The sequence below is a fragment of the Bacillus timonensis genome (assembly GCF_004799755.1).
GTDB classification, from domain to species: Bacteria; Bacillota; Bacilli; order Bacillales; family Bacillaceae_L; genus Ferdinandcohnia; species Ferdinandcohnia timonensis_A.
Genome location: NZ_SLUB01000088.1, coordinates 1 through 10,662, shown reverse-complemented (window position 1 = coordinate 10,662; position 10,662 = coordinate 1). Strand labels below are relative to the sequence as shown.

The 10,662-nt window shown below is 38.5% G+C and carries 13 protein-coding genes and 1 pseudogene; 2 read left to right on the top strand and 12 right to left on the bottom strand.

Annotation, left to right across the window (positions count from 1 at the left end):
• Positions 1 to 204 precede the first annotated feature (204 nt).
• From E1I69_RS22950 to E1I69_RS22935, 4 genes are all read right to left on the bottom strand, one after another.
• Entirely contained in the window at positions 205 to 1,335 is a 1,131-nt protein-coding gene (locus E1I69_RS22950; protein WP_136381841.1) for a Ger(x)C family spore germination protein, read from the bottom strand.
• Entirely contained in the window at positions 1,335 to 2,432 is a 1,098-nt protein-coding gene (locus E1I69_RS22945) for a GerAB/ArcD/ProY family transporter (RefSeq protein ID WP_136381840.1), read from the bottom strand. The genes E1I69_RS22950 and E1I69_RS22945 overlap by 1 nt, the downstream gene beginning before the upstream one ends.
• A complete protein-coding gene (locus E1I69_RS22940) occupies positions 2,429 to 3,973 on the bottom strand; it encodes a spore germination protein (RefSeq protein ID WP_136381839.1) in 1,545 nt (514 codons plus the stop codon). Before E1I69_RS22940 ends, E1I69_RS22945 begins: the two co-directional genes overlap by 4 nt.
• A 123-nt stretch (positions 3,974 to 4,096) precedes the next feature.
• Positions 4,097 to 4,912 (bottom strand): ZIP family metal transporter, encoded by an 816-nt coding sequence (locus E1I69_RS22935; protein ID WP_136381838.1) that lies wholly within the window; start codon positions 4,910 to 4,912, stop codon positions 4,097 to 4,099.
• Between the two features lie 149 nt (positions 4,913 to 5,061).
• On the opposite strand from E1I69_RS22935, the gene E1I69_RS22930 reads away from it, so the two are divergent.
• A complete protein-coding gene (locus tag E1I69_RS22930) occupies positions 5,062 to 5,439 on the top strand; it encodes an SLAP domain-containing protein (RefSeq protein WP_136381837.1) in 378 nt (125 codons plus the stop codon).
• A 28-nt stretch (positions 5,440 to 5,467) separates the two neighbouring features.
• On the opposite strand, the gene E1I69_RS22925 is transcribed toward E1I69_RS22930, so the two are convergent.
• The 8 genes from E1I69_RS22925 to E1I69_RS22890 all read right to left on the bottom strand — a co-directional run bounded on the left by E1I69_RS22925 (position 5,468) and on the right by E1I69_RS22890 (position 10,330).
• Positions 5,468 to 5,773 carry a monooxygenase gene (locus E1I69_RS22925; RefSeq protein WP_136381836.1) on the bottom strand — a complete coding sequence of 102 codons (306 nt, stop codon included), beginning with the start codon at positions 5,771 to 5,773 and terminating at the stop codon, positions 5,468 to 5,470.
• A gap of 26 nt (positions 5,774 to 5,799) precedes the next feature.
• A complete protein-coding gene (locus E1I69_RS22920; RefSeq protein ID WP_136381835.1) occupies positions 5,800 to 6,372 on the bottom strand; it encodes an NADPH-dependent FMN reductase in 573 nt (190 codons plus the stop codon).
• A gap of 167 nt (positions 6,373 to 6,539) precedes the next feature.
• Positions 6,540 to 7,076: an NADPH-dependent FMN reductase gene (locus E1I69_RS22915; RefSeq protein ID WP_136381834.1), complete on the bottom strand. Its 537-nt coding sequence runs from the start codon at positions 7,074 to 7,076 to the stop codon at positions 6,540 to 6,542.
• 141 nt (positions 7,077 to 7,217) lie between these two features.
• A complete protein-coding gene (locus E1I69_RS22910) occupies positions 7,218 to 7,448 on the bottom strand; it encodes a hypothetical protein (RefSeq protein ID WP_136381833.1) in 231 nt (76 codons plus the stop codon).
• Complete coding sequence (locus tag E1I69_RS22905) at positions 7,445 to 7,972, bottom strand: RNA polymerase sigma factor (protein WP_136381832.1); 528 nt, start codon at positions 7,970 to 7,972, stop codon at positions 7,445 to 7,447. The genes E1I69_RS22910 and E1I69_RS22905 overlap by 4 nt, the downstream gene beginning before the upstream one ends.
• Positions 7,959 to 8,336, bottom strand: coding sequence for a hypothetical protein (locus tag E1I69_RS22900; protein WP_136381831.1), 378 nt, complete (start codon positions 8,334 to 8,336; stop codon positions 7,959 to 7,961). The genes E1I69_RS22905 and E1I69_RS22900 overlap by 14 nt, the downstream gene beginning before the upstream one ends.
• A gap of 199 nt (positions 8,337 to 8,535) precedes the next feature.
• Complete coding sequence (locus tag E1I69_RS22895; RefSeq protein ID WP_136381830.1) at positions 8,536 to 8,763, bottom strand: hypothetical protein; 228 nt, start codon at positions 8,761 to 8,763, stop codon at positions 8,536 to 8,538.
• A 184-nt stretch (positions 8,764 to 8,947) separates the two neighbouring features.
• Complete coding sequence (locus tag E1I69_RS22890) at positions 8,948 to 10,330, bottom strand: ABC transporter substrate-binding protein (protein ID WP_161974969.1); 1,383 nt, start codon at positions 10,328 to 10,330, stop codon at positions 8,948 to 8,950.
• A 126-nt stretch (positions 10,331 to 10,456) separates the two neighbouring features.
• Here E1I69_RS22890 and E1I69_RS22885 point away from each other — a divergent pair.
• Positions 10,457 to 10,662 (top strand): annotated as a pseudogene (locus tag E1I69_RS22885) (IS21 family transposase); the annotation flags it as partial.

Genomic DNA, 10,662 nt, shown 5'->3' with positions numbered 1-10,662 from the left:
GTACATGCTTAATTGTTTTCTGCTTTTAAGCATAAAAAATCCCCCTTTTTGGTGATAGTTTTTCGACAACTCTATTTTACCAAAATCGGGGGTTTTTTGTATTTTTTTATGAAAACCTACGGTTTTCCAGTTATTTGGAAACGTTTTTCAGTGACCTCGAACCGTCCCTGTGGCGCCCGTGTGGCGCCTGAGGGAACCCTTTGGTTACTTACTGGTTTCGTTGACGGTGCCCATGCCTTTGATGTCAATTTCGACGGATACGTTGATGTCGGCTTGGGATAGGGCTTCCCCCCAATTATCTTGGACTTTCTTGAAATGTTCGTATTCATAGGCTCTGGCGTAGATGCCAAATCCTATTGGGTCGATTTTATGTGTTTGGATCTTTTTAAACAGTTTTTCATATTCCGTTTTCAACCGTTCCTCAATGATTTCCTTGATTTTCGCTTCATTTGTTTTCATATCCATAGATAATAGGCTTTCGAGAATAAGAATGGACATGGAGACTTTGACATCAAATGTAAACTTGTCCTTTTCGTGCGATGTTTTAATTTTGGACTTCACATTTGTTACCTCAAAACTCAAATCGTGCTTATGAAAAATTCCGTCCTCCTTATCAGTCGGTATTGTGATTGTTGTGTAACTAATTTGATGTTTCCCATTATGTTTTAAAAACAGGAATAACGTTGATTCCGATAAATCTAGTGAATCTGCATATTTCCCACGATTATCGAGCAACACGTTTCCAATCACTTCAACCCTTTCATCCTTTTTCACGTTGGATAAAGCTGGTGTCACTCCCTTATCATAAAACTCAGAATGGAGCTGTTGAAGCGTCCCTTTTTCCGTCCGCGTTCGTTTATGATTTTTATCAATGACATTCTTCAAATACATGACAAGATAGGCATTGCTTTTCGGCTGATAGTTGATAACTTCTGATACCTGACCGTCCACAACGACAACTCTTGTATTAAGCGAAAAATTACTGTTCCTGTACAACGTATCTAATATTGGAAACCAATTTTCATGTTCCACAACCTTTTTTCCCAATAAGAGGATCTGGATTTTGGCACCTGACACCTCGCCACTTTCTACTGCATCAAAATACTTTTTAGAATCTCGTATCGTATCGGCTTTTGTACGATAGGTCTCGGTTTGAACCTTCGCTCCCTTATTAAATACAGGGCTGGATTCATAGAAAATAAGATTATTGTCTTCATCAAGATCAATCCCTAAGATGAGGACAATCGTCGTATCTTCTAAAGGAACTTGGTATCCACAGCTAGTGAGCATCATTAAAAGTGGAATAATCATAAAAGTATGGAACCAACGTTTCATTACTTGCTCCTCCTTTTAAAAAAGCCATGGATGAGGACATATCCCCAAAAACAAATAGGGAATGCGTAGGTAAAGAGGAAACTTAGTTTCTCTAATTTATTACTCCATATCAAACTAATATTTACGGAAGGAGGAAACAAAGTAACATAAATCACACTAAATACGAGTAACCAAAATAACGGTTTTGTGTGTTCCTCTTTACCAAATAACCAACTTGTACTAAAGACAGATACAAACATAAGTGGGAGGACTTTTGTAGACATGACAAATATATATAAAGCGAACAAAACAATTTCTAATCGCTCGATAATTGTAAGCTCAATGACCTTCAAAATGGTGATGGTTGGTTCATTATATTTTGCAATTTCATCAGGACTAAAAACGACAAATGCCACAAGCGTAATCATCAAGTAGGCAAACATTGTTATTGTATTCGCAATAACGACCCCGATTGAAGCGTATTCCTTCTTTTGTAAAAAAGGATAAAGGAAAAAGGCGATTTCAAAGCCAACAAATGTGATGATGGTTATTTTTACAGTTTTAATAACTGGATGCCAGCCTTCCTTTAGGAGGGGAAGTAGATTCAGAAATTGGGCTTCTTTTAAAGAGAGCAAATATAGGAAAACGATCCAAATCGTCATAAAAAAAACAACCACAGAATATCTGCCTATAATTTGAATATTGTTACGGACCAATAAATACGAAGGGATCGCTAACAATATCACCAGTAAAGAGATGGATGCTCGAGGTAGGACCCAGGCTTGGATAAACATCGCTTCTGTAATAAACGAGTAGAGGGCTAAAAGAGCAAAATACAATCCCAGGACCACCCCACCCACTTTACCTCCCCACTTTCCAAAGTAAAATGTCAGTAGGTCAAGAATCGTTCCATTCGGGTGTTTTTTCATAACTTGAATAATAATTAAACTTGTAGTTGTAGCGATGAACCACCCTAAAATAATGCCAATCCACCCATCAGTTCCTGCCTTTACTGCTAAATCTCGAGGTAAGGTAAGGACGCCAACCCCAACTTGAACACCATGAATTAATAAGATGAACTGTAACAATGTAATTTGTTTTCCTTGAACATTCATCATTTATTGTCACCCTTTGGACGACTGGAATCGGCCCTTCTCAATTGAATCGCCAAAGAACTAACTGGGCGTTTGAGAATTGACCATTGTGGAAAACGAATAAACAAATCCCTCCAATCCTGAATTCGTAACGGGGATACGGGACTAGCATAGGAGATGCCCAGTGATTTCAACTCAATAAAATGGATGATTAAAATCATTAAACCTACACTTAATCCAACAAAACCAAATAAAGAGGCCATAATCATCATCGGAAATCGAATAAGCCTGATGGAGGCTCCCATTTGATAATTGGGGATGATAAAAGAGGCAACGGCGGTTAATGCGACAACAATAACCATAATATTGCTGACAATTCCGGCCTGTACCGCAGCCTGTCCAATGACAATACCACCGACGATTCCAACGGTTTGCCCAATCTTTGCGGGGAGTCGAATTCCGGCCTCACGAAGCATCTCTAGGGCAATCTCCATAATTAATGCTTCAATGAACGGCGGAAATGGCACTTTTTCCCTTGAAACTCCAATGGACATAAGCAATTTCAATGGAATGACTTCGAAATGAAACGCAATCACAGCGATATAAGTCGCCGGTAAAAAGATGGCCATAAAAAAACCAAGGTATCTTAATAGGCGGATAAAGGATGCGACCAACCAACGTGAGGTATAATCATCCATGCTTTTAAAAAAGGAAAAAAAATTCGTTGGAGCCACTAAGACATTTGGTGCTCCATCCACCACCATGACCATTCTTCCAGCTAAAATTTCCGAAGCTGCAAAATCAGTTCGCTCCGTTATAAGAAATTGTGGAAATGGTGAATAAGGGTTATCCTCAATGTATTCTTCTAACACCACACAATTTGTAATACTATCCACCTTAATTTTTTTAAGACGGGTTTCAAGTTCCTTAATCAACTCCGGGTTGGCAACATCGTCTAAATATAAAATGGAGACCTTTGTTTTCCCTCTTTCTCCAAAAATGTATTCTTTTATTTTCAAGTTTTGATTTTGAATATGCTTGCGTATGAGCGCTATATTTTTGCTTCCCGATTCAGTAAACCCGATATGTTCTGCATAAATGGAAGATTCAATCGGAGTATCTTCAATCGAACGTTCTGGCCATTTTCCAGTATCTAAAAGGAATGACACTTCAGATTGGTCCACAAATAATATACTTTTTCCTTGTAAAATTCCATCTGTAATTTGTGACCATGTTTTTACTTCCTTGATTTGGGCGATTGAAACCTTTGGTGTGGGATTCTCATTTTTCACATCAACCTGAAATAACAATGGTTGTAATACATGCTCATTGACCATCGTAGAATCAGTAAGTTCACTTAAATAGACGAGTGTAGCGTTAGTATTTGTTTGTTTAATCACAAGGTTTGTCACAACTAAATCAGGTGTTTTACTGAAAATGTTTTTTACATGAGTAAGATTCTCTTCAAGTTGTGTGCTAATTAGGTCCTCGTTAGGTTGTACATTTCTAATAGGGTTGGATTGTTGCTGTTGAGGTTCCTTCTTATTTTTTTTGAAAAAAGACATGCGAATACCCACCTATGATATGATGGTTTAGTTTGCTTCATAAATTGGAAAAACATGCATATAAAGCTAAAAAGAACCGGGCGTATATGCACGGTTCTTCGGTCTGACAGTAGACGAATATTTCTATCCTAACGCCACATCCAGAATCATCATCACGACAAAACCTATCATGAGGCTCATTGAGGCGAGATCTTTATTTCCTTTTTCCAGTGAGCTTGGAATCACTTCTTCCGCGACAACGAAAATCATGGCACCTGCTGCAAAACTTAAAGCATACGGAAGCAAGGGTTCAATGAAGGAAACAGCAATTGCTCCGATAACAGCAGCGATTGGTTCAACCATTCCTGAAAATTGTCCGTAGAAAAAGCTTTTTCTCTGCGACATACCATCTCCTCTTAATGGCATCGAAACCGCAATACCCTCAGGGAAGTTTTGAATTCCGATTCCCAGCGCCAATGTTAACGCACCTGCTAAGGATGCTTCTGTTCCCCCATTTGCAAGGGCACCAAACGCAATTCCCACCGCAAGACCCTCAGGAATATTATGTAACGTGATTGCGAGGACTAGAAGGGTACTTCTTTTTTGACCTTTTGAATGAAGTCCTTCTGCATCTTTAATTGGTGCATTTGGATGTAAATGAGGCAGAATCTTATCGATCCCCCATAGAAAAATGCCTCCTAATAAGAATCCGAAGGCGGCTGGAAACCATGCACCAATTGGGTTGTTGCTTGACATCTCAATCGCCGGTCCTAATAGTGACCAATAACTGGCGGCAATCATCACACCCCCAGCAAAACCTAACATACTATCTAAAAGCCGCTGATTGATGGTCTTCGTAGCAAAAACAAGGGTGGCCCCAAGCGCTGTCATCCCCCACGTAAACAACGTAGCAAGTAAGGCTTGCATAACCGGATGAAAACTTTCGAAAAATGCAACCATGTGAAAGAACTCCTTTTCGTTCAACTACATTAAAGTTTAGCATAACCAACGTTAAGGTAAAATATGGAGTGTGATTTGGATAGGACTCAACAAAAAGCGTATGAAAGTTCGGTGACTCTGCTATAATCAGAGGAAGAAGAGGTGAGCACATGCAAAAACTAGTATTTGAAGATGCGTGGGATCGGACGATTGCGCAGAAGGACAGAGAAGAAATTGAACGAATTTTTCAAGAGGCTGTTGCACACTTAGATACGGGAGTTACATTCACAACCATCCGAATTGCAGTAAACCATAAGAACGAACGTCTAGTTACAGCAATCATTCATAATAGAACGGAGCGAACTCTCATTTTTGAAAATACACCACTGGACATTTGGGTCGGGGATAATCGGTTAGCCGAGCACAAATTTACCTACCCTACACTTCAGGTACCACCTAAAACCAGCATGCCGTGGACATTTATTTTTCCTGAGACCATTGAGGTTCCCACTGACCAAGCCACACTAATACTAAAAAAAGAGAAGTAGACTCTAATTAGAATCAACTTCTCCTGTTTCATTTTACCGGACCTTTCGTGATCTCGGTTAGTTTGGAATTGATAGCAAAGATTTTTCCGTTTACCCCTTTTATTCCAAAACCACCTAATCGTTTCGTATGCATGTCAAGATATTGTTCAGCGGTTTCTTTTGTCTCGAACAAATATATCCCACCCGCTTCTTTTGCTTCGGGATTCTCTGTCCAGATTTTCCAGATGAACCCTGGTTCCTCCGTAATGCTTTTCGCTAAATCTATAAATGCATTTGCCATTTCATCTCCAAATGGTCCTTCCATTTTAAAATCTACCTGTAATACATACGGCATGGTGATTTCTCCTTTTTTATGAATCGTTATACTAAAACGCCTTGTCTAATTCCTTTCAATGCAGTCGACCAAGCGACAACATCGTCTAGTGTATTATTTAAGGAATCCACGTGGTATGGTGCTGGATGAAATTTACTCATATCTTGAAAATCAGTGAACAGGCTCATTGCTACAGAAGGTCCCACGGTTGCTACCTTTGGTACCGTTAAAATGAGACGTAAATTGTTTGCCGCTGTTACACCCAATGTCGATCCGTAGCTTACAATTCCTGCGGCTTTATGGTTCCACTCCACGTATAAATAATCAATTGCATCCTTTAATCCTGACGTCACAGCCTTATTATACTCTGGCGTAACAAAAATAAATCCGTCAAGACTGTCAATTTTTTTAGACCAAGCATGTGCTTCTGGTGCTTGATAATCCTGAGACATAATCGCCGGAATCGGTTCATTGAATTTTGGTAAGTTATAATCCTTAATATCGACCAATTCAAATTCTGCGTCTGTTCGTTTGTCCGCGATCGATTTCACCCATTCTGCAACTTGTAGGTTTACCCTTGAATCTCTTGTACTTCCCGTAATAATACCGATTTTAACCATTCTTAATTCCTCCTATTATGTATGTTGTATCTTAACTATAACAAGGACAAAAACAGGAGGACACCAACAGTATGTTGGATTCGTTGCTTATCCGACACTTTTGAAAAAGTGTATAAAAAATGACCCCGAATTACAATTGGGATCATGTAAACAGGTGTTGTCTGTTTTCACTTACTCATGCTGTTTTGCAGAGAGATCATTTCCTCAGCCAGTTTGTTTATTCGTTTTAGTAGTCCTTTATTGGTAATTTCGTTGTCATCATCGAATTCGTCATTGTGAATAAAAACTTGATGCACAGGTACTGTGCCTTTTAAATACGAAAGGATAGGCTTTAGATGGTATTCTGAAACAAGGAAGTGTTTTTCTGTTCCACCGGTTGTAATGATCCCGGTCACTTTATTTTTGAAGGAATCGACCGGAAAAAAGTCTAGTAGATTTTTCAGTACCCCTGAAATCGACGCCTGATAAATCGGCGATCCGAAGACAAGCATGTCTGCCTCTAACATTTTATTGACTACTTTAATGGTATCATCATTGTAAAAGCTTAGTGGACTTCCATTTACAAAATCCATTTCGAAATCCTTTAGATCAAGTAATTCTATTTGAACAGAGAAATCCTGTGATTTAATCGCCGCTAACACTTCGTAGACGGCCTTCGATGTTTTTGCACCAATCAGTGAACCTGATATCCCAACAACTTTCATATAAGGCAACCTCCTAAATTCATTTTCTCAATATAGCGTTTGCTCCTAATTGTTCATTTATGTGAGAATCTGTTTGAACTGATACGATACCATTCAACATACGAAAAAAAAACGAGGGAAAAGAAATCCCTCGTTACTTTTTTACAATAAGAATAGCACAAATGTTAAAGGTAAAATCAGTATAGGCAACCAAGAAATCGACAGAAATGCGTTCTTTTTATATCCCACTTCAGGGAACGGAATCGAAACCGGATTAAAAAACCAGTTCGCCATTCGGCTCAGTCGTGACTTTTTCATCGGAAAGTCAGGTACTTCAACGGTAAATTGATCGAGCTTTTCTTTTAATTCTTTTTCAAATTGATCGTGATTCAATCCTCATTCACCTCTAATTCTTCTCGTAATTTTCTTAAGGCACGATGCAGCTTGGATTTTACCGTTCCGACCGGGATGTGCAGAATCATGGAGATTTCTTTTTGTGTAAGATCATGGTAGTAGGTTAGCAACACAATAGCCCGTAAATCCTCCGGCAGCGATTGAATGGCAGATTGAACGGTCATTTTTTCATCGGAGTTTTCGTGATGTGGATGTCGGTCCGCCAGAATCGGTAATAAAGTACGAAATACGTTTTGTCGCCTCAGCCTCGTCATCATTGCATTATAGGCAATCTGATAGAGGTAGGTTTTAAATTTTCCTTTTTCCTGATCAAATTGTTGAAAGTTGCGTTGGAGTTTTTCAAAGGTGTCCTGAACAAGGTCAATGCTGAGCTGTTCGTTGTTCGTATACCGAAAAATAAACTGATACAAAGGGGCCCTGTAGACATTGTAAATAACCTCGAGTGCTTCCTTGTCCCCTTTTTGAAATTTCAGGATTGCCTCCTCCGCCCTACTGTAACTCATCAGACCACCGCTCTTTTATTCCTTTATATACATAAGCAAGCTTCGTAATGAACCATAAAAATGTAATCAAGCTAAAAACAAAAGTTTGATGAATGAAAAACTGGATGATAGGACTGTTGATGTTGTCCCCTCGTAAAAGGAAAACCAAAAGCCCAGTGATACATAAAAAGGTATACACAGCCGCTATTGTAATAATCGTATCCCATCTTGACCAATAAAAATAGATGTTTGATTTCGTAAAATCAATTTTCCCATTATGATCACGGACAACCTTCTTATTCATTGAACCAATCACCATCGCGAAAACCGTTCCAAGAATTGCAACAACAATAGAACTCACAACCATCCCCGTGATTGTCGTCATCTCTAACACTCCCTCATTTTTTGTTCTTACTTCTTATACCAATGAGGGGAGGGAAAGGTTCATTTTTTATTTCAAATTTTGGAATATCACAATGGTGAGACAACTTAAAAAGATAATATTATATGTATGTTGCACTCTAATACCAGAAAAAGAGTGCTACTTATTGGAAAGTAGCACTCTCAATACTAGACGTTTTTACTTATCTGCCAAACCCTGGATAGAATCCGCCGTGGCCGTGGTGATAGCCATGTCCTGGATAGAATCCACCGTGACCATGGTGATAGCCATAGCCTGGATAGAATCCGCCGTGACCATGGTGATAGCCATAGCCTGGGTAAAATCCGCCATGACCATAGCCATAACCTGGGTAAAAACCACCTTGACCATAGCCATAACCTGGGAACATTCCAAACATTTGTCTGTCCATATGATCTCTCCTCCTCAAATAGGCTGCACCATAGTGTATGTGTCCCTATTCAAGGTGGTGCCAATCCAAATGGATTCCAATAAGGTGAGAAGTGGAATCACTGTCCCACTAAAAAGCGTGCATGTTTCCTCTCACCTTATATTTTATGAAAATCATACATTTGTATTTTCCTCTGAATGCAGAGTTAATTTGGAATCCATACCTTTGTATAGTCGATATGTCCAAAGGAATGCGATTCAACATCCCTTATGTTAGAGTCTAAGTTTCTAGTTATAATAGGATGATATAAAAAGAACATCGCAAGCTCAGATTGTAGATAGAGTTCGACTTCATCCATTATTTGTGTCCTCTTTACAATATCACTTTCAAGCTCAAATAATCTTATTTTTCTATGTACAAGTTCCTCAATCTTCTTTGAAAACAACCTATTAAACATAAATGATTTATTCATAAAAGCATATGAGAATGCAAGGTGTTTATCAAAAGAAAGTGACAAACCCATGATTAACATATCAATCTCTTCCTCAATTCCCTCTTTTAAAACGTCAGGGTATGAAGTTGGATAGACATTCATGTGAACACCATATTTATTTGCTTCCTTTTTTAACCACTCTCCTTCTCTACGAGCGCGTTCGTGATCAAAGCAATAGAGATTTAGAATTTCTCCTCCATAGCCAGATAATTGAATGAGTGTTTGAATATCATTTGATGACTTTGATCTTGATTTTGAACGTTCTATGTCAAGGCTACTTGCCTCAACCAAATCTATTTCTAAGTCCTTTGCCATTTTTTGTACGTCAAATAAATGGAATATGGCTTCTCTGAAGGTTTTCTGCTGGATAATATTCTTTCGATTTAGGTTAAAAGATAATAGTTGCACTCCGGAATTCGTAATCTTATGCCTGGTTGGTTTTATCTGAGACATATCCTCCTCACTTGAAAGATAAAGCATTTTTACAGCTTCATTCGATACATGGTAGAACTGAATCTCGTCTATTAATGGACGTTCTTTGAAATAGAAATCGTTCGCTTGTAATACCAATTTTATATTTGTTCTTTCCTTTACAAGGAATGGACCCGTACCACTCCACTCTAATTCTTCAAACTCAACATTGCTTGGTAAGATACAAAATATTGGTGCAGAAAGATATCGTAAAAGAAACGGATTGGGCTCATCAAGATGGATTTCCACCTTATATGGGTGAGGACACTCCACCTTTTGTATATTTCGAACAAGCCACGAATAAGAGGGAGGAGTGTTCTTAAATCGATTAATCGTGTAAGCTACGTCAGTGCTCGTAACATAGTCATGGTTATGGAAAAATACACCCTTCCTTAAATAGAACGTCCAAACTTTGCCTGAGGTGTCTACATCAAAATGGTGGGCAATATGCGGTATAAAACAATTGTTCTCGTTGTCGTATCGAATGAGTGTATCTCCTAAATACTCTAAAAGATGTGTTTCTAACGCAAAGGAAACGCGTAATGGATCCAGCGACTTGATGTCTCTCGCCTTAAATGCATACAATACATCTTTTAACTCTGTTTGATCGTGTTTAATTCCCAACAAACCCCTAATTTCATTTGAGAAATTCACAACCTAGAAATGCTACATTAAATATGTACAGTAACGCTTGGATAAATATGTACAAAGTTGCTTTCATTCTACATACTAGTCATGAGGTGACTAGCTATGTATATATCATTGAATGTCGATGTTGATTTTGAGATTAATAGTCTTTTAGACTTACCAAAATTCAAGCAAATAATGGAGCATATGAAAATGAAAATTAATAAGAGCAAATTGGCAGAGGAATTAGGGGTAGATCGCCGAACAGTCGAAAAATACCTGAATGGTTTTGTTCCTAAAAGGACGAGAAAAAAGTCTTCAAAAATTGA